Source organism: Kitasatospora sp. NPDC049258, assembly GCF_040678895.1.
Taxonomy (GTDB): domain Bacteria; phylum Actinomycetota; class Actinomycetes; order Streptomycetales; family Streptomycetaceae; genus Kitasatospora.
On the sequence record NZ_JBFAQT010000019.1, the window covers coordinates 77,400 to 95,321 of the forward strand.

A 17,922-nucleotide genomic window follows, 5' to 3' on the forward strand; every position below is an offset into this window, starting at 1 on the left:
GGGCGCAACCGGTGCCTCCGGGCCGCGTACCCTTGTCCTGACAGAGGTCCGGCCGGAGCCCCGATGAGGTGGCGGGCCGGCCTGGCCAACTGACTAAGGACTGAGCGACCCTGGCACGCCGCACGCCCGACGGTCCGCCGCCCGCTCCGACGGTGCAGCGCATCCGTCTTCGCTACACCAAGCGCGGCCGTCTGCGCTTCACCAGCCACCGGGACTTCCAGCGGGCCTTCGAGCGCGCGCTGCGCCGCTCCGCCGTCCCGATGGCGTACTCCGCGGGCTTCACCCCGCACCCGAAGGTCTCGTACGCCAACGCCGCCCCCACCGGGGTGGCCAGTGAGGCCGAGTACCTGGAGATCGGCCTCGCCGAGGCCCGCGACCCGGAGCAACTGCGCGCCCAGCTGGACGAGTCACTGCCGCCCGGCCTGGACGTGATCGACGCGGTCGAGGTGCGCACGCCCAACTTCGTGGAGCGCCTGGAGGCCTCCGAGTGGCAGCTGAAACTCGACGGCGTGCCGCACGAGGAGGCCGGCCGCGCGATCGGCCTGTTCCTGGCCGCGGAGGCGGTCGAGGTGCAGCGGCAGACCAAGAACGGCATGCGGATTTTCGACGCGCGCGGTGCCGTCGCGGCGCTGGAGGTTATTCCGGCCCAGGTCGGGAATGGTAACGACACCGGTACGGACGGTACCGGTGATGTTCGGACTGCCGGTCCCTGTGCGATACTGCGGCTGGTAGTACGACACGCCACACCCGCCGTACGACCCGACGACGTTTTGTCCGGTCTCCGTGTGACGGCCGACCTGGCGCCGCCGGTCCCCGCTGAGGTGACCAGGCTGGCGCAGGGGCCGCTCGACCAGGAGTCCGGCACGGTGACCGACCCGCTGGCGCTCGACCGCGCAGCGGCCACGGACGGCCAGTAGAGGCCTCCTGGCTGCGCGCATCCGCGTCCGCCGAGTGGGCGGGAGCCCCGGTCCGGAGCAACTCCGGTCCTGCGGCTCCACGGGCCCCGCGGCTCCCCAGGGGAGCGAGCGCCGTCGCACATGAAGGCCAGCCCTTGCGGCCTGCCGACCCGGATGGTCGGTGCGCCCGAGGATCCTTCCTCCGGCCCGCAACCGGGCCGGAGGGCCCGCCTGGCAGCCAACCAGGTCGGGTCCGGAGTGGCCCGGACAACTGAGAACACTGGCCAAGACCAGAAGACTTTCGACACCCCGCACCGTGCGGGGCGCCGAGCGAGACTACGAGCCCCTGTGCGGCCTCGCGTCCGCACGGCGGCGCCGTGGGAGTCGGTCCGCGATCATCGCGACCGACCGGAACCCCGGTGGCCGGCCGTGCTCGGATGCGGAGCCCGGGGGCCTGACGGGAGATCCACCCGCATGCTCGAGAACACCGAACCGCAGTCCGCTGCGGAACCGGCCGACCACGATGCCGACGGCGTTTCCGCCGCCGCACCCCGCCGCCGCCGTCGGGCGGTGTCCCGCCCGGCCGGTGCGCCGCAGGGCGCTGCCGCCGAGGCCGCGGAGACCGTCGTGCCTGCCGACGCCCCCGGCGTCGAGGCTCCGGCCGCCGAAGCTCCGGCCGAGGCCGAGCCGGTCGCCGAGAAGCCGGTCCGGGCCCGCCGGACCCGCAAGCGCGTCGAGTCCCCGGCCGGTGCGCCGGAGGCCGCCGCCGTCGAGGTGACCGAACCCGAGACCCCGGCCGCCGAGGCCCCGGTCGAGGCCGAGCCGGTCGCCGAGAAGCCGGTCCGGGCCCGCCGCACCCGCAAGCGCGCCGAGGCCCCGGTCCAGTCGCCGGCCGCCGAGGCGGTCGCCGACACCGCCGTCGAGGCGCCGGCCGCCGAGGTACCCGCCGTGGCCGAGCCGGCCGCGGCCGAGCCCGTCGCCGAGGAGGCGCCGGCCCGTCGCCCGCGCCGCCGCCGGGTGGTCGAGTCGGCTCCGGTCGTGGCCGAGGAGACCCCCGCCGAGCCGGTCGCCGCCGAGGAGCCGGTCGAGGAGGCCGAGGAGGAGCCCGAGGCGCCCGCCGAGGCCGCCGCCCCGGTCGTCGCCCCGCCCGCCGAGGCCGAGCCGCCGCAGCGGGTCCGCCGCCGCGCCGTGCGCCCGTCCACCGCGATCTTCCAGGCCCCGGTCTTCCAGGAGCCCGCCGCGTTCGCGCCCACCCAGGCCGCCGAGCCGGCCGCCGCCGCGCAGCCTGTCAAGGCGGCGCCCGCGAAGGCCGTGCCCGCGAAGGCCGCCAAGGCCGCCGCTCCGGCGAAGGCCGCCGCGCCCGCCGCCGAGGTCTCCGAGGACGAGTTCGAGTACAGCGGCGTCGGCCGCCGCCGCCGGGTCCGGACCTCGGTCCGGGTCCGCCCGGAGAGCCGCCCGCAGCCGGAGGCCCGGGTGCAGGAGCCCCGGGTGCAGGAGGCCCGGGTGCCGGCCGAGACCCGGGCCCCGCAGGCCGAGCCGGTCGCCGTGGAGGCGCCGGTGGAGGCCCCCGCGGCCGGTCCGGAGACCGAGGCCGAGTGGGACGAGGACGGCCGCCCGTCCCGTCGCCGTCGCCGGGGCGGCCGTCGCCGCCGCCGCGGTGAGAGCGACGACACCGAGACCGACACCGAGACGGTGGCGGCCGAGCAGGCCGAGGAGCAGCCCGCCGCCGAGGAGGACGAGGAGGACGACGACGACCTGGCCGCCGGCCTGTCCTCCTCGCGCCGCCGTCGCCGTCGTCGTCGCCGCAGCGGCGAGAGCGGCGTGGACGTGGCCGCCGAGACCACCGAGGACGGGGTCCGCACGGTGGTGAAGGTGCGCGAGCCGCGCCGCCGCTCCACCGAGCCGGCCTTCGACCCGGACGAGGTGCAGTCCATCAAGGGCTCCACCCGCCTGGAGGCGAAGAAGCAGCGCCGCCGCGAGGGCCGCGAGCTGGGCCGCCGCCGGGTGCCGATCATCACCGAGGCCGAGTTCCTGGCCCGCCGGGAGTCGGTCGAGCGGGTGATGGTGGTCCGCCAGAACGGCGCCCGCACCCAGATCGGCGTCCTGGAGGACGGCGTGCTGGTCGAGCACTACGTCAACAAGGAGCAGGCCACCTCGTACGTCGGCAACGTCTACCTGGGCAAGGTCCAGAACGTGCTGCCGTCGATGGAGGCCGCCTTCGTCGACATCGGCAAGGGCCGCAACGCGGTGCTGTACGCCGGTGAGGTCAACTTCGGTGCGATGGGCCACGGCGGTCCGCGCCGGATCGAGTCGGTGCTGAAGTCCGGCCAGTCCGTGCTGGTGCAGGTCTCCAAGGACCCGATCGGCCACAAGGGCGCCCGCCTGACCAGCCAGATCTCGCTGCCCGGCCGCTACCTGGTCTACGTGCCCGAGGGCTCGATGACCGGGATCAGCCGCAAGCTCCCGGAGAACGAGCGCGCCCGGCTCAAGCAGATCCTCAAGAAGATCGTCCCGGACGACGCGGGCGTGATCGTGCGCACCGCCGCCGAGGGCGCCAGCGAGGACGAGCTGACCCGCGACGTGCAGCGCCTGCAGGCGCAGTGGGAGGAGATCCAGAAGAAGGCCGCCACCGGCAACGCCCCGGCGCTGCTCTACGGCGAGCCGGACATGACCGTCCGGGTCGTCCGCGACATCTTCAACGAGGACTTCAGCAAGGTCATCGTCAGCGGCTCCGAGGCCTGGAACACCATCCACGAGTACGTCGGCGGCGTCGCCCCCGACCTCGCGGACCGGCTCCAGCGCTGGACCTCGGACGTCGACGTGTTCGCGACCTACCGGATCGACGAGCAGCTGATGAAGGCGCTGGACCGCAAGGTCTGGCTGCCCAGCGGCGGTTCGCTGGTGATCGACCGGACCGAAGCGATGATCGTGGTCGACGTCAACACCGGCAAGTTCGTCGGTCAGGGCGGCAACCTGGAAGAGACCGTCACCCGCAACAACATCGAGGCGGCCGAGGAGATCGTGCGCCAGCTGCGGCTGCGCGACCTCGGCGGCATCATCGTGATCGACTTCATCGACATGGTGCTCGAGTCCAACCGCGACCTGGTGCTCCGCCGCCTGCTGGAGTGCCTGGGCCGGGACCGCACCAAGCACCAGGTGGCCGAGGTCACCTCGCTGGGCCTGGTCCAGATGACCCGCAAGCGGGTCGGCCAAGGCCTGCTGGAGTCCTTCTCCGAGTCCTGCGTGCACTGCAACGGGCGCGGCGTCATCGTCCACATGGACCAGCCGCACAGCCACGGCGGCGGTGGTGGCGGCCAGACCGGTACGGCCGGTGAGTCTGCCGGTGGCGGCAAGCGCCGGCGCCGGGGCAAGGGCGGCGCCGGGCAGAGCGAGCCGGAGGCGCTGGAGACCACCGAGGACGAGTTCGAGGGCGAGGCCGAGGAGACCTTCGAGATCGTCGTGCCCGAGGCCGGCGAGCAGCTGGAGATCGCGGTCGAGGAGCCGGCGGCGCCGGTCGAGGCCGAGGTGCCCGCCGCGCAGCCGAGCCTGGTCGAGATCCCGGCCGCCGCGCCGGCCGCCGGCCGCACCCGCCGCCGCGCGGTCCGCAAGGCCACGGCTCCGGCCGGCGCCCCGGGCGAGGCCGAGATCGTGGTGCTGCAGGCCCGCGCCGACGCCGTGGTCGAGGCCGCGCTGTCGGCCGCGGCCGACCAGCAGAAGGCCGAGCCGGTGGCCGAGCCGGTCGTCGAGCCGGCCGCCCCGGTGGTCGAGGCCGCCGCGCCGGCCGAGGCCGAGGCGCCCGTCGCCGAGCCGGTCGAGGAGCCGGCCGCCGAGGTCGAGGAGACCGAGGAGGCCCCGGCGCCGAAGAAGCGGGCGCCGCGCAAGGCGGCGGCCAAGAAGACCACGGCGACGGCGGCGAAGAAGACCGCCGCGGCGAAGAAGACCACCGCCCGCAAGACCGCCACCAAGCGGACCAGCGCGGCGGCCAAGAAGGCCGCGGCCGCCGAAGGTGATACGGCGTCCGAGTAAGCCCCGGGTGCCGGCCGGGTCCACCCCGCGGGGAGGGCCCGGCCGGCGCCGGGTAGGGCCCGGTTTGCCCCGAGGGGGGCCGGTCCGTATTCTTGACCCTTGGCGTGTTTAACGCCGCGCTCCCGAGCAGATCACCTCCCGGGTTCAGTCCTTCTGGCCCGGGGGAGGCCCCTGTGTCCGTACCCAGGTGGCTGGCATCGGCGAGTTCCGACCGAGTACAGAAAGCAGGTACCGCATGTACGCGATCGTTCGCGCAGGCGGCCGCCAGCACAAGGTCGCCGTCGGCGACGTGCTGGAGATTGACCGTATTGAGGCCAAGCCGGGTGACTCGGTCGAGCTCTCGACCATCCTCATCGTCGACGGTGAAGCTGTCACCTCCGACCCGTGGGTGCTCGCCGGCGTGAAGGCTCACGCCGAGGTCGTGGACCAGACCAAGGGCGAGAAGATCGTCATCCTGCGCTACAAGAACAAGACCGGCTACCGTCGCCGCCAGGGTCACCGTCAGCAGCACACCGCTGTGCGGATCACCAGCATCGACTCCGTCAGCAAGTAAGGGGATAGCGAGATGGCACACAAGAAGGGCGCAAGCTCTACCCGCAACGGCCGTGACTCGAACGCCCAGCGCCTCGGCGTCAAGCGCTTCGGTGGCCAGGTCGTCAGCGCCGGCGAGATCATCGTCCGCCAGCGCGGCACCCACTTCCACCCGGGTGCCGGTGTCGGCCGCGGTGGCGACGACACCCTGTTCGCGCTGACCGCCGGTGCGGTGCAGTTCGGCAACCGTCGCGGCCGCAAGGTCGTCAACATCGTGGCCGTCGAGGCCTGAGTCTGCTGACCTTGCGTCAAGACTCACAGTGAGGGTGGGCCGGGATGACCCGGTCCACCCTCCGTGTTTTACCGCAGGAACATACTTTCTTCGCACTGGAGGCACATCCCATGACCACCTTCGTGGACCGCGTCGAGCTGTACGTCGCCGCGGGTAACGGGGGCCACGGCTGCGCCTCCGTGCACCGGGAGAAGTTCAAGCCGCTCGGCGGGCCCGACGGCGGCAACGGCGGTGAGGGCGGCAGCGTCATCCTCACCGTCGACGCCAACATCACCACCCTGCTCGAGTACCACCACTCTCCCAAGCGCAAGGCCACCAACGGCAAGCCCGGCGCGGGCGGTCACCGCACCGGCGCCAGCGGCGAGGACCTGGTCCTGCCCGTTCCCGACGGCACCGTGGTGCTGGACAAGCAGGGCAACGTGCTCGCCGACCTGGTCGGCCACGGCACCAGCTTCGTCGCCGCCGCCGGCGGCCGCGGCGGCCTCGGCAACTCCTCGCTGGCCTCCGCCCGCCGCAAGGCCCCCGGTTTCGCCCTGCTCGGCGAGCCCGGCGAGGCCGGCGACATCGTGATGGAGCTCAAGTCCGTCGCCGACGTGGCGCTGGTGGGCTACCCGAGCGCGGGCAAGTCCTCGCTGATCTCGGTGCTCTCCGCGGCCAAGCCGAAGATCGCGGACTACCCCTTCACCACGCTGATCCCCAACCTCGGCGTGGTGACCGCCGGCGAGACCGTCTACACCATCGCCGACGTCCCCGGCCTGATCCCCGGCGCCAGCCAGGGCCGCGGTCTGGGCCTGGAGTTCCTGCGGCACGTCGAGCGCTGCGAGGTGCTGGTGCACGTACTGGACTGCGCCACCCTGGAGCCCGGCCGCGACCCGCTCACCGACCTGGAGACCATCGAGGCCGAACTCGCCGCGTACGGCGGGCTGGAGAACCGGCCGCGGCTGGTCGCGCTGAACAAGGTCGACGTGCCGGACGGCCAGGACATCGCCGACCTCACCCGGCTCTCACTGGAGGAGCGCGGCTACCGCGTCTTCGAGGTCTCCGCGCTCGCCCACAAGGGCCTGCGCGAGCTCAACTACGCGCTGGCGCAGATCGTTTCGGAGGCCCGGGCGGCCAAGCCGCAGCAGGAGTCGACCCGGATCGTGCTGCGGCCCACCGCGGTGGACGACGCCGGCTTCACCATCAGCGAGGAGGACGGCGCCTACCGCATCCGCGGCATCAAGCCGGAGCGCTGGGTCCGCCAGACCGACTTCGCCAACGACGAGGCGGTCGGCTACCTCGCCGACCGGCTGGCCCGGCTCGGTGTCGAGCAGGAGCTGTGGAAGGTCGGTGCCAAGGAGGGCGACACCGTCATCATCGGCCCCGAGGACAACGCCGTGGTCTTCGACTGGGAGCCGACCATGGCCGCCGGCGCGGAGATGCTGGGCCGCCGTGGCGAGGACCACCGGATGGAGACCCAGCGGCCGGCCGTCGACCGCCGCCGGGAGAAGCAGAAGGGGCGCGACGCCGCGGAGACCGAGTACCTCGCCTTCGAGGCGCTCTCCTCCGGCCGGCAGGTCCTCGAAGGCGACGACGAGGACCACTGAGCCACCCGGCCAGGGGCGTTGGGGTCCTCCCCGCGCTCCTGGCCGGCGCCACCGGGCCGTGCTCCGGCCGTCCCGGGGGGTGGAACGGCGTACGGCGGCGGTGGCCGGATCGCGTAGATTGCGGTCCGAGCCATGGGCTCGATCCCGTACGACCCGGAGGGCACTGATGACCGATCAGACACTGCGGCAGGAGGTGCTGGCCGCACGGCGGATCGTCGTCAAGGTCGGCTCCTCCTCGCTCACCACCGCGGCCGGCGGCCTGGACGCCGATCGGGTGGACGCGCTGGTCGACGCCCTCGCCAAGGTGCGCAACCGGCCCGACGCGCCGGATGTGGTGCTGGTGTCCTCCGGCGCGATCGCGGCCGGCCTGGCCCCGCTCGGACTGGAGCGGCGCCCCAGCGACCTGGCCCGGCAGCAGGCCGCCGCCAGCGTCGGCCAAGGCCTGCTGGTGGCCCGCTACACCGCCTCGTTCGCCCGGTACGGCGTACGGGTCGGCCAGGTGCTGCTGACCGCCGAGGACGCCAGCCGGCGGGCGCACTACCGCAACGCCTACCGGACCCTGGACCAGCTGCTGGCGATGGGCGCGATGCCGATCGTCAACGAGAACGACACCGTCGCCACCGCCGAAATCAAGTTCGGTGACAACGACCGGCTGGCCGCCCTGGTGGCCCACCTGGTCCGGGCCGACCTGCTGGTGCTGCTGTCCGACGTGGACGGGCTCTACGACGGCGACCCCAGCCGGGCCGGTACCAGCAGGATCGAGCTGGTGCGCGGCCCGCAGGACCTGGACGGCATCGAGATCGGCAGCGCCGGCAAGGCCGGGGTCGGCACCGGCGGCATGGTGACCAAGATCGAGGCGGCCCGGATCGCCACCGGTGCGGGCATCCCGGTGGTGCTCACCGCCGCGAGCCAGGCGGCCGACGCGCTGGCCGGGCGCCCCACCGGCACGCTGTTCCGGCGCACCGGCAGCCGCTCCGCCGACCGGCTGCTCTGGCTGGAGCACGCCTCCACCCCGCGCGGCGCCCTGCACCTGGACGCCGGTGCGGTGGACGCGGTGGTGCACGGAGGGAAGTCGCTGCTGCCCGCCGGGGTGACCCGGGTGGACGGGGACTTCACCGCGGGTGATCCGGTGGACCTTCTTGGTGAAAACGGCCACATCGTCGGCCGCGGACTGGTCAACTTTGATGCGAGGGAGTTGCCCCGTCTGCTCGGCCGGTCCACCCGAGAACTGGCCCAGGAGCTCGGAGCCGAGTACGAGCGCGAGGTCGTCCACCGTGACGACCTGGTCGTCCTGCGCGGCTGACGGAAGGCTCCGAGGGGGAGAGGGTCAGGCGGGCCCGGCCGGGTCCGGACAGTGTCGTCGCCGAACAGGAGGCCGCCGGTGGGACGCAGGCTGCCGGGAGCGCTGCCCGGAGAGACGGCGGGGCGGAGGCTGACCAGCATCACGGGCGGCCGCGGCGCGGGGGACGGGCCGCAGCACCAGCCGCAGGAGAGTGTCCGGGAGCTGCATCCGCGCGAGGAGGACGAGCAGCCGCAGCCCGAGCAGGGCCGGCTGTGGCACGTGGTGCTCAGCGTGGCCGGCCGGGCCACCCCGCTGGGGGAGCTGCGCGCGGCGCTGGAGCGGCTCGCGCACGACCACTCGTTCTTCCTGACGGCCCGGTACGCCGCCGACCACGCGGAGATCCGCTACTGGGAGGAGGCCCGCGACCTGCACGACGCGGCCGCCATCGCGCTGCGGTTGTGGGGGGAGCACAAGGGCTCGGCCAACCTGCCGCCGTGGGAGATCGTCGGCCTGGAGGTGGTCGACCGCCCGACCTACCACCAGCGGGTCGCCGAGGGCTTCGGCGACCCCTCGCCGCAGCTGGGCGGCGTGCACCCGTACTGACCCGGCCGCGGGCCCGGGCGAGGGTGGGGCGGCCGGTGGGACGGCGTCTCACCGGACGGGACGCGGGCCGGGTGGCGCCGCCGGACTCGCTACCCTTTCGGCATGAGCGACCACGCCACCACCGACAGCCCCGTCCTCGCCGCCGCGCGCCGTGCCCGGGAGGCGGCCGCCGAGCTCGCCCCACTGCCGCGCCGGGCCAAGGACGTAGCGCTGCTGGCGATCGCGGACGCCCTGGTCGACCGCACCGCGGAGATCACCGCGGCCAACGCCGAGGACGTGGCCAGGGCGCGCGCGGCGGGCACCGCCGAGTCGGTGGTCGACCGGCTCACGCTGACCGCGGAGCGGATCGCGGCGATCGCCTCCGATGTCCGGGACGTGGCCGGGCTGCCCGACCCGGTCGGCGAGGTGGTGCGCGGCTACACCCTGCCCAACGGCCTGGACGTGCGCCAGGTCCGGGTGCCGCTCGGCGTGGTCGGCATCATCTACGAGGCCCGCCCCAATGTGACGGTGGACGCCGCCGCGCTCTGCCTGAAGTCCGGCAACGCCGTCCTGCTGCGCGGCTCGGCCTCCGCGTACCGCTCCAACACGGCGCTGGTCGCCGTCCTGCGGGACGCCGTGGCCGGGGCCGGCCTGCCCGCCGACGCCGTCCAGCTGGTGCCGGGCGAGAGCCGCGACTCGGTCCAGGAGCTGATGCGGGCCCGCGGCCTGGTCGACGTGCTGATCCCGCGCGGCGGCGCCTCGCTGATCCGCACCGTGGTGGAGGGCTCCACCGTGCCGGTGATCGAGACCGGCACCGGCAACTGCCACGTGTACGTGGACGCGCAGACCGACCTGGCGATGGCGGTGGGCATCCTGCTCAACTCCAAGGCGCAGCGGGTCAGCGTCTGCAACTCCGCGGAGACCCTGCTGGTGCACCAGGACGTCGCCGACGAGTTCCTGCCGCTCGCGCTGGCGGCGCTCGCCGGGGCCGGCGTGACGGTGCACGGGGACGAGGCGGTGCTCAAGGCCGCCGAGGGCTCGCCGGCCACCGTGCTGCCGGCCACCGAGGAGGACTGGGAGACCGAGTACCTCTCGCTCGACCTGGCGGCCGCGGTGGTGCCCTCGCTGGAGGCGGCCGTCGCGCACATCCGGCGCTGGTCCTCCGGCCACACCGAGGCGATCGTGACCACCTCGCAGGCCGCCGCCCGCCGGTTCACCCAGCTGGTGGACGCCACCACGGTGGCGGTCAACGCCTCCACCCGGTTCACCGACGGCGGTGAGTTCGGCTTCGGCGCGGAGATCGGCATCTCCACCCAGAAGCTGCACGCCCGCGGGCCGATGGGCCTGCCCGAGCTGACCTCGACCAAGTACATCGTCACCGGTGACGGGCACGTCCGGGGCGAGGCGACGCAGACCGTGGGGTCCTGAGCCGGAGCGGAGGCGGGGCCCCTGCGGGGAGCACCGGGCCACCCGTGTGACGGAGCAACTGTCGGGAGACCCAGACAAAAGGGCCGCCCGGTAATACGCTGAATCCGTGGCTGACGATGTGGGGGGTTCGCCGTACCCCGACGGCGCCGATCACGGTGGTGCGGACGACGAGTTCGCCACCGTGGTCTTCGACGAGGCGTTCGTCCGGTCCGCCGCGGTCCATGAGCCGAGCGCGCTGGAGCGGCAGCTGGCCGCCGCCGAGGCGCGCTTCGAGCCGGACGCGGTCGGCACCGGTCGGGGCTACGAGCTGACGACCTCGGGGGAGGGCGTGCCGCTGGAGCTGCGCCCGCACCCGCGCGGTCTCGACGACGATCGCCTCTACCCGGACCCGTGGTCCGGTCTGGACCGCTCCCGGCGGCGTTCCCGCCGGGGCCGCCCGGCCCGGTACGGACGGGTGGGGTCCCACCGGGGCCGGGACGTCGCGCAGCAGCGCTGGCACCGGCCGGTGGCCTGGGTGCTGGCGGTGGTGATGGGTCTCGGCGTGGTGGCCGTGGCGGTCGCCGCGATCTACCGGGGCACCGGTGGCGGGGCCGAGGATTCACCGCGCCGGCCGGAGAGCGGCAGCAGCACGGGCGCCGCGGTCGACCGGGCACCGGTGGTGGCCGGCCTGCCGACCGGCTGAGCCGGCGGGCAGAAGTTGCGCACACCCCCTCGTACCGGGCCGGGCCCGCGTCTACCCTGGTGGTATGGGTGACCCGCGCGAGCCTCCCGAGGGTACCCCCGAGGGCGGTTCCGGTAACGAGGACGAGTTTCGATCCGTGGTCTTCGACGAATCGTTCGTGCGGGCTGCCCGGATCCAGGAGCTCTCCGCCCAGGAGCGGCTGGGGGGCGACCACCCCCGGGCCACCCGGCCCAGGATCGGCTTCGGCGCGCTGGGCTCGCTGCCCCGGCAGGCCGTCGCGCTGCTGCTCGTGGTGGTCCTGGCGTTCGCGGCCGCGGTCTACTTCGGGGTGAGTTCCCCGCACCGGCCGGGCACGGTGCCGAGCGGCAACCAGCTGACCTCCACCGTGATGGCGCTCAGCCCGACCGGCCCGGTCGCCGCGGTGGCCGACCCGGCGCACCCGTTCGCAGGTCTGGCCACGAGTTTCGGGGACGGAGCCGCCGGGCTCGGCGTACCGGCCGCGGCCGCCACCGCGCACTTCACCCGGGGCGAGGTGGCCCGGGCGCTGGAGACGGCGCAGCGCTACCTGACGGCCTCCGCGCTGGCGCCGGCCACCCTGGCGCAGTCGGAGACCGGTCAGGCGCGGGCCCTGGTGACGGCGGGCGAGCAGACCCAGTACGACGACAGCGTGAGCACGCCGAGGGACGACCAGCGGCACGCGGCCACCGGGTGGCTGGTGCGCTTCGACCCGGGCAAGGTGGCGCTGGCCTCGCAGGGCGTGAAGGTGGCCGGTGCGGTCACCGTGACCGAGGTGGACAGCGGGACGCTCGACGTGGTCGCCGACCACACCCTGGTCTACGCGCTGCGCCCGGCCGGCACGGCCGACGCGCCGGCCAGCCTGTTCTCGGTCCGTCGCGAGCTGCGCTTCGAGTTCGAGCACGGTGACATCGGCACCGGGCGGCTGCGGATCGTGGACGCGGTGGTCCAGGCCGGTCCGACCGCCTGCGGCACGGACAGCTCCGCCTACCTGCAGCCGCTGCTGGCCGGTGCGGCCGGCGGTGGCTCGGTGGCGGCCAGCCCGGCCGACCACGCCCGCCCGGCCTGGCAGCTGTGCGGGGTGCTCGGCCCGATCACCGGCTGAGGCCGGGCCGGGCACCCCGGGCGGCCCGCGGTCAGCCGGTGGCGCCCTCGGCCGCCGTGCCGTCCGCCGCGCCGTCGGCGCCGGCCCCGCTACGGGCACCCGCGAAGGTGTCGCGGAGCTTGCCGCCCACCGTGCCGACCCCGCCGGCCACGTCCCGCAGCAGGCCCATCAGCGGGTCCTTGCTCTCCTTGACCGACTGCGAGTAGGAGTCGGCCGCGGCCTTCCACTGCGCCCCGACCGAGCTGTCCCGGTCGTCGCCCCGGCGCGGGTAGGCGCCGGCCAGGACGGAGCGGTACTCCTCGCTCTCCGCCCACTTCTTCAGCTTGGCCACCCGGACCACCGCGAACGGGTGGGTCTGCGGCAGCACCTGGAGCAGCTTGAGCACGCCGTCCCGCAGGTCGCCGGCCCGGTCGTACTCCTCGGCCTGCTCCAGGAAGGCGTCCACGTTCATCTCGGCGAGGTTGTGGCCGCCGGCCAGCTTCATCAGGCCGCGCATCGAGGCCTGCAGGTCCTGGCCGGCCAGCAGGCCGGCCCGGTCGCAGGACAGCTCGGCCTTGCGGAACCACTCCTTGAGCGCGGTGATCACCGCGGTGATCGCGAGGTTGCCGAGCGGTATCCAGGCGATCCGGGTGGCGATGTTGGTGAGGATCAGCAGCATCGTGCGGTAGACCGCGTGGCCGGACATCGCGTGCCCGACCTCGTGGCCGATCACCGCCCGCAGCTCCTCCTCGTCCAGCAGCTCGACCAGACCGCTGGTCAGCACGATGATCGGGGTGTCCATGCCGATGCACATGGCGTTCACCGTCGGGTCCTGCGTCACGTACAGGTCGGGGACCTGCTCCAGGTCCAGCACGTACGCCGCGTCGCGGACCATGTTGTACAGCTCGGGGAACTGGCGCTCGGAGGTGCGCACCGCCGTGGCCAGGAACATCAGCCGGACGCTGCGCTCGGAGACCAGCCCGGCGAGCTTCTTCAGCACCTCGTCGAAGCCGCTCAGCTTGCGCAGGGCCACCAGCGCCGAGCGGTCCGCCGGGTGCTCCCAGGCCCGGGTCGAGATCTCGGGGAAGCGCTGGCGGCGCCGGCTCGGCGCGGTCTCCTTGGTCAGATCGGACATGCTGTGAGTACCTCCCTGGTCGATGCCGGCACCGGCTCCCCGGCCGGCCCCCGCTGCTGTTGGCTCCAACGTCCGTGTGCCCGCACTCGTCCCCGTCGTGCCCGGCGGGGGTGCTGCCGCCGGGCGGCCGTAAGCCGGTCTACCCTGGCAGGGCCGGCCCCGGTGACCGGGCCGGGCCGCCCCGCAGCACCGAGGAGTACCCCGATGTCCCCTGCCACCCTGGCCCACCTGGCCGGCCCGATCTCGACCGAGGCCGGCCCCGGCCTCTTCCTGCGGATCATCGTGGTCGCGTCCTTCGTCGGGGTCGGACTGCTGGCCTGGCTGCTGGTGCGGGCCGGCCGCAACAACTGAGCCCGCCCGCCCGGGCCGCTGACCGGGTGTCGGCTGACGGCCCGTCCGGCGGCCCGCCGCCCCGTCCTGAGGACGCGGTGGGCCGCCGCGCGGTTGCGGGGGCGCCCCCCGTACGATGAGCGCGCAGGCCGAGCCGGCCCGCACCCCTGGTCCGTCACCGAGCCGAGAAGGTCCTGCCGACCATGAGCCACGCCGCACTGTCCGCCCTCACCCAGCTCGCCGAGTCCGAGGGCGGCAACCACGACAGCCTCAACCCGTACCTCACCGGTGGCAGTGCGCTGTTCATCCTGCTGCTGCTGCTCTTCGTGACCACCCGCTTCAACCGCGACCGCTGACCCCGGGCGGTACCGGGGCACTCGCGGGGCCCCGGGCCGGGGCCCCGCCGCCCCGCACTTTCCTCGCGGCAATCGCGGTCGCGTAAGGTGTGGCGCCATGAGAGAGCAGGCCCGGGCCGCGCGCGGCGTGGCGAAGAGGCGACTCGGCGTGATGGGCGGCACCTTCGACCCGATCCACCACGGCCACCTGGTCGCCGCGAGCGAGGTGGCGAGCGCGTTCCACCTCGACGAGGTGATCTTCGTGCCGACCGGGCAGCCGTGGCAGAAGGACGACCGCAGCGTCTCGCTCGCCGAGGACCGCTATCTGATGACGGTCATCGCCACCGCGGAGAACCCGCAGTTCTCGGTCAGCCGGATCGACATGGACCGGGACGGCCCCACCTACACCGTGGACACCCTGCGCGACCTGCACGCGCTGCACCCGGACGCCGAGCTGTTCTTCATCACCGGCGCCGACGCCCTCGCCCAGATCCTCTCCTGGCGGGACTCCGAGGAGCTCTTCGAGCTCGCCCACTTCATCGGCTGCACCCGCCCGGGGCACACTCTCTCCGACGCCGGTCTCCCGGTCGGGAGGGTCTCCCTGGTCGAGGTGCCCGCGCTGGCCATCTCCTCCACCGACTGCCGGCTCCGGGTCGCCAAGGGCGAGCCGGTCTGGTACCTGGTGCCGGACGGCGTGGTGCGTTACATCGACAAGCGGGCGCTCTACGCGCCGGCCCAGCCTTGATCCCGGGAGGGGCGGCGTGACCGGATCGGCAGACCGCGGCGGCCAGGACGACGAGGCCTGGTACCCGTACCAGCAGCAGCCCTACCAGGAGCCGTACCAGCAGTACCCCCAGGAGCCGCAGCAGGGGTACTACCAGCAGCAGCCCTACCAGCAGCAGGGCCAGGACCCGTACGGGCAGCAGCAGGGGTACGCGCCGCAGGAGCAGCAGTACCAGCAGGGGTACTACCAGCAGCAGCCGTACCAGCCGGTCTACGACCCGTACGGGCAGCAGCAGGGGTACGTCCAGGATCCCTACGCCCAGCAGCAGGTCCAGCAGCCGCCGCAGGTCCAGCCGCCGGTGCAGCAGGTGCAGCAGGTCCAGCCGCCGCGGCAGGCCCAGCAGGCACCGGCCCAGCAGGCGCCGCCGCCCGGACCGCCGCGCCCGCGGCCGGCCCCGCCCGCCGCGGCGGGCGCCGAGCCCGAGCAGCCCTCCGAGCAGGTCGGCGGCCGCCGGAACGCCAGGGCGCCCAAGGACGCGTACACCACCGGCGAGTTCACCTTCGTGGACGAGCCGGCGGAGGAGTCCGAGGACGTCATCGACTGGCTGAAGTTCGCCGAGTCGCGCAGCGAGGTCCGGGCCGAGCGCCGCCGCCGCCTGCGCAACCGGCTGATCGGGCTGCTGGCGGTGCTCGCCGTGGCGGGCGCGGCCGTGTTCGGCTACCTGTGGTGGGCCGGCAAGCTCGGTGGCGGCAACGACGCGGCCGCGGTGGCCGGCGACCGCCAGGTCAACGTGGTGCACCTGCGCGACCTGCAGGGGAAGGTCTCCACCGCCCTGCTGGTGAACGACCCGGCCGGCCACAAGGGCTCGGTGCTGATGCTGCCGGACACCCTCAAGCTGCCCGGCAGCGGGGACGCCACCACCACCACGGTGGGACAGTCGCTGGACGCCGTCGGTGCCTCGGGCGCCCGGGAGGGGCTGAGCACCGTGCTGGGCGCCCCGGTGGCCGGCACCTGGCGGCTGGACACCCCGTACCTGGAGCTCCTGGTGGCCCAGCTGGGCGGCGTGCGGGTGGACGCCGACGTCGACGTGCACGACGGGAACAAGCCCGACGGCAAGGTGCTGGCCACGGCCGGCAAGGGCGTCCTGCTGAGCGGCAAGGCCTCCGTGGCCTACGCCACCTACCAGGCGCCCACCGAGGGCCGGGACGCCCAGCTGGCCCGTTTCGGCAAGGTGCTGGACGCGGTGCTGCGCACCATGCCCACCGACCTGGCGGAGGCGACCGACGACGTGCACCGGATGAACGCGGTGCTGGACCCGTCGCTGCCTGAGAACAAGCTCGGCGGGGTGCTCGCGCTGTTGGCCGGGCAGGCCAAGGACGGGCACCTGACCGGCAGCACGCTCAAGGTGAAGCCGGACGGCACGCTGGACGAGGCCACCGCCGGGCAGCAGGTCAAGGAGATCCTCGGCGGCACCGTGAAGGCCGGTGCGGTGACCGGGGGCAGCGCCACCTCGCGGGTGTCGGTGGTGAACGCCTCGGGCAGCGACCCGAACGCCGCCGCCGCGGGCGTCCAGGCCGTCAACGCCGGTCTGGAGCTGGTGCCCAGCTCCGCGAAGGCGCCGGCCCAGGCGACCACCGAGATCCGCTACACGGACGACGCCAAGGCGGCCGACGGCAAGGCCCTGGCCGGTGCGCTCGGGCTGCCGGAGACCGTGCTGAAGAAGGTGGCCGACCCGCAGAACGCGGACCTGGTGGTGGTCCTGGGCAAGGACTACCAGCCGCCGAAGGCGCAGTAGCCGCCGCTCGCGCGCAGCTCGTACCCGGGGCCCGGATCGGACGATCCGGGCCCCGGTCCGTTCGTGAGATCCTGGAAGGCGATATTGCCACCGAGCGGGAAGTACAACGTGACCGTCACCGACCACAGCCAGCAGCTCCTCGACGTCGCCGCCCAGGCGGCGGCCGACAAGCTCGCCCACGACATCATCGCCTTCGACGTCAGCGAGGTGCTGTCGATCACCGACGCCTTCCTGATCGCGTCGGCGGCCAACGACCGGCAGGTCCGCGCGATCGCGGAGGAGATCGAGGACCAGCTGCGCGAGCAGCTGGACATCAAGCCCGTCCGCCGCGAGGGCGAGCGCGAGGGCCGCTGGATCCTGCTCGACTACCTGGACATCGTGGTGCACGTCCAGCACTCCGAGGAGCGCTCCTTCTACTCCCTCGACCGGCTCTGGAAGGACTGCCCCGAGGTGCCGCTGCCGGCCGACGCGGTGGCCACCCGCAACCGGCCCGAGAACGCCGTCACCGACGCCGCCGGCAACGCCGTCTCCGGGGACGAGAGCTGAGCCGCGCCGCGCGGGGGCCGCGCATCGTCTTCTGGCGGCACGGCCAGACCTCCTGGAACCTGGAGTCCCGGTTCCAGGGGAGCACCGACATCCCGCTGACCGAGCAGGGCCTGGAGCAGGCCCGGCGCGCGGCCAGGCTGCTCGCGGGCCTGCAGCCCGACCTGCTGATCTCCTCCGACCTCCAGCGCGCCCGGGACACCGCGGCCGAGCTGGCCAAGGTCACCGCCCTCGCGGTGGACCACCACGAGGGCCTGCGGGAGACCTACGCGGGCGAGTGGCAGGGGCTGACCAACGCCGAGATCCGGGCGCGCTTCCCGGAGCAGTTCGAGGCGTGGGCGCAGGGCGAGCCGGTCCGGCGCGGCGGCGGGGAGCTGGCGACCGAGGTCGCGGACCGCTCGGTGCCGGTGGTGCTGGATGCGGCCGGGAAGCTGCCCGAGGACGGCACCCTGGTGGTGGTCAGCCACGGTGGCACCATCCGCACCATGCTGGGCCGGCTGCTCGACCTGGACGCGGTGCACTGGGAGCGTTTCGGGGGCCTCTCCAACTGCTGCTGGTCGGTCCTCGGCCAGGGCGCGCGCGGCTGGCGGCTGCTCGAGCACAACGCGGGCACCCTCCCGCAGCCGGTCATCGGTGACGAGACCTGACGGTGAACT

At 73.9% G+C, this 17,922-nt stretch carries 17 protein-coding genes; 16 read left to right on the plus strand and 1 reads right to left on the minus strand.

Translation table 11 applies throughout. From position 1 onward, the window contains the following. The first annotated feature begins 152 nt into the window (after positions 1-152). From AB0K43_RS18365 to AB0K43_RS18410, 10 genes are all read left to right on the plus strand, one after another. Positions 153-917 carry a TIGR03936 family radical SAM-associated protein gene (locus tag AB0K43_RS18365; protein WP_363640882.1) on the plus strand — a complete coding sequence of 255 codons (765 nt, stop codon included), beginning with the start codon at positions 153-155 and terminating at the stop codon, positions 915-917. Between the two features lie 453 nt (positions 918-1,370). Beyond that, positions 1,371-4,922, plus strand: coding sequence for an Rne/Rng family ribonuclease (locus tag AB0K43_RS18370; RefSeq protein ID WP_363640884.1), 3,552 nt, complete (start codon positions 1,371-1,373; stop codon positions 4,920-4,922). A gap of 235 nt (positions 4,923-5,157) precedes the next feature. Continuing rightward, positions 5,158-5,475 (plus strand): 50S ribosomal protein L21, encoded by a 318-nt coding sequence (gene rplU / locus AB0K43_RS18375; protein WP_350640756.1) that lies wholly within the window; start codon positions 5,158-5,160, stop codon positions 5,473-5,475. Between the two features lie 12 nt (positions 5,476-5,487). Continuing rightward, positions 5,488-5,745, plus strand: a complete 258-nt coding sequence (gene rpmA / locus AB0K43_RS18380; protein ID WP_030233756.1) for a 50S ribosomal protein L27 — start codon at positions 5,488-5,490, stop codon at positions 5,743-5,745. A gap of 110 nt (positions 5,746-5,855) precedes the next feature. Further along, entirely contained in the window at positions 5,856-7,331 is a 1,476-nt protein-coding gene (gene obgE, locus AB0K43_RS18385; protein WP_363640886.1) for a GTPase ObgE, read from the plus strand. Between the two features lie 166 nt (positions 7,332-7,497). Then, positions 7,498-8,634: a glutamate 5-kinase gene (proB, locus tag AB0K43_RS18390; RefSeq protein WP_363640888.1), complete on the plus strand. Its 1,137-nt coding sequence runs from the start codon at positions 7,498-7,500 to the stop codon at positions 8,632-8,634. Between the two features lie 78 nt (positions 8,635-8,712). Continuing rightward, a complete protein-coding gene (locus AB0K43_RS18395; RefSeq protein ID WP_363640890.1) occupies positions 8,713-9,216 on the plus strand; it encodes a hypothetical protein in 504 nt (167 codons plus the stop codon). A gap of 102 nt (positions 9,217-9,318) precedes the next feature. Beyond that, positions 9,319-10,623, plus strand: a complete 1,305-nt coding sequence (locus AB0K43_RS18400) for a glutamate-5-semialdehyde dehydrogenase (protein ID WP_363640892.1) — start codon at positions 9,319-9,321, stop codon at positions 10,621-10,623. A gap of 106 nt (positions 10,624-10,729) precedes the next feature. After that, complete coding sequence (locus tag AB0K43_RS18405) at positions 10,730-11,305, plus strand: hypothetical protein (RefSeq protein WP_363640894.1); 576 nt, start codon at positions 10,730-10,732, stop codon at positions 11,303-11,305. 64 nt (positions 11,306-11,369) lie between these two features. Next, positions 11,370-12,425: a hypothetical protein gene (locus tag AB0K43_RS18410; protein WP_363640896.1), complete on the plus strand. Its 1,056-nt coding sequence runs from the start codon at positions 11,370-11,372 to the stop codon at positions 12,423-12,425. A 31-nt stretch (positions 12,426-12,456) separates the two neighbouring features. Here AB0K43_RS18410 and AB0K43_RS18415 read toward each other — a convergent pair whose 3' ends face one another. Continuing rightward, positions 12,457-13,539, minus strand: coding sequence for a M48 family metallopeptidase (locus tag AB0K43_RS18415; RefSeq protein ID WP_363640898.1), 1,083 nt, complete (start codon positions 13,537-13,539; stop codon positions 12,457-12,459). Positions 13,540-13,743: 204 nt separating this feature from the next. On the opposite strand from AB0K43_RS18415, the gene AB0K43_RS18420 reads away from it, so the two are divergent. The 6 genes from AB0K43_RS18420 to AB0K43_RS18445 all read left to right on the plus strand — a co-directional run bounded on the left by AB0K43_RS18420 (position 13,744) and on the right by AB0K43_RS18445 (position 17,913). Further along, the gene (locus AB0K43_RS18420; protein ID WP_363640900.1) at positions 13,744-13,890 is read left to right on the plus strand and encodes a hypothetical protein; all 147 of its coding nucleotides are present in this window, start codon (positions 13,744-13,746) and stop codon (positions 13,888-13,890) included. Between the two features lie 182 nt (positions 13,891-14,072). Continuing rightward, positions 14,073-14,225 carry a hypothetical protein gene (locus tag AB0K43_RS18425; protein ID WP_350640765.1) on the plus strand — a complete coding sequence of 51 codons (153 nt, stop codon included), beginning with the start codon at positions 14,073-14,075 and terminating at the stop codon, positions 14,223-14,225. A 97-nt stretch (positions 14,226-14,322) separates the two neighbouring features. Next, on the plus strand, positions 14,323-14,949 hold the full coding sequence (gene nadD / locus AB0K43_RS18430) for a nicotinate-nucleotide adenylyltransferase (protein WP_363640902.1): 627 nt from the start codon (positions 14,323-14,325) through the stop codon (positions 14,947-14,949). 16 nt (positions 14,950-14,965) lie between these two features. Beyond that, complete coding sequence (locus tag AB0K43_RS18435; RefSeq protein WP_363640904.1) at positions 14,966-16,723, plus strand: LytR C-terminal domain-containing protein; 1,758 nt, start codon at positions 14,966-14,968, stop codon at positions 16,721-16,723. Between the two features lie 108 nt (positions 16,724-16,831). After that, positions 16,832-17,269 (plus strand): ribosome silencing factor, encoded by a 438-nt coding sequence (gene rsfS, locus AB0K43_RS18440; protein WP_363640906.1) that lies wholly within the window; start codon positions 16,832-16,834, stop codon positions 17,267-17,269. Next, the gene (locus tag AB0K43_RS18445) at positions 17,266-17,913 is read left to right on the plus strand and encodes a histidine phosphatase family protein (RefSeq protein WP_363640980.1); all 648 of its coding nucleotides are present in this window, start codon (positions 17,266-17,268) and stop codon (positions 17,911-17,913) included. Before rsfS ends, AB0K43_RS18445 begins: the two co-directional genes overlap by 4 nt. Positions 17,914-17,922: the final 9 nt, after the last annotated feature.